This window comes from Sedimenticola hydrogenitrophicus (genome assembly GCF_029017505.1).
Classification (GTDB): domain Bacteria; phylum Pseudomonadota; class Gammaproteobacteria; order Chromatiales; family Chromatiaceae; genus Sedimenticola; species Sedimenticola hydrogenitrophicus_A.
Genome location: NZ_JAQGEI010000109.1, coordinates 1 through 720 on the forward strand (window position 1 = coordinate 1; position 720 = coordinate 720).

The following is a 720-nucleotide window of genomic DNA, read 5'->3' on the forward strand; positions in this document are numbered from 1 at the left end:
GCTGCTGCTCGATCAGGAGTGGCTGAGCCGTGATCAGCGCCGCCACGAACGGCTCATCCGCCAGGCCCGCTTCAAGCTTGGTGCTAGGGTGCAGGAGATCGACTACCAGCATCCACGCAACATCAGCCCGGCGCAGATCGCCCGGCTCGCCCAGGGCGAATGGATCCTGCGCGCCCAGAACCTGCTGATCACCGGCCCCTGCGGCAGTGGCAAGACCTACCTCGCCTGTGCCCTGGGACACAACGCCTGCCTGCAGAGCTACAGCGTGCGTTATTACCGTCTCTCACGGCTGTTCCTGGAGCTTACCCAGGCCAAGGCCGACGGCAGCTACCATAAGCAGCTCCAGCAGTTGGCCAAGATCCAGTTACTGATCATCGATGACTGGGGACTGGAGCCGCTGACCCCGGCCAACCGCAATGACCTGATGGAGATCATGGATGACCGTCACGGCCACACCGCCACCCTCATGATCAGTCAGCTGCCCACCGACCAGTGGTACGCCAGTATCGGCGACAGCACGCTCGCCGACGCCATCCTCGACCGGCTGATGCATAACGCCCACAGGCTCCAGCTCAAGGGTGAGTCGATGCGCAAGATCCTCGGTCAGTTGACTGAAGATGAACACCTGGGGTAATAATCCTTCCGCGTGATGCGTTGTGAAATCAGGTGTTCACGTTCGTCCGGAATCGCTGTTCAACTTCGCCGGAATACGCACAGCAT

Annotated in this window: 1 protein-coding gene; it reads left to right on the forward strand. The window is 61.1% G+C overall.

The annotated features are described in order from the left end of the window. The coding region (istB, locus tag O9K64_RS23475; RefSeq protein ID WP_275100543.1) for an IS21-like element helper ATPase IstB at nucleotides 1-634 on the forward strand (634 nt) is incomplete at its 5' end. Nucleotides 635-720: the final 86 nt, after the last annotated feature.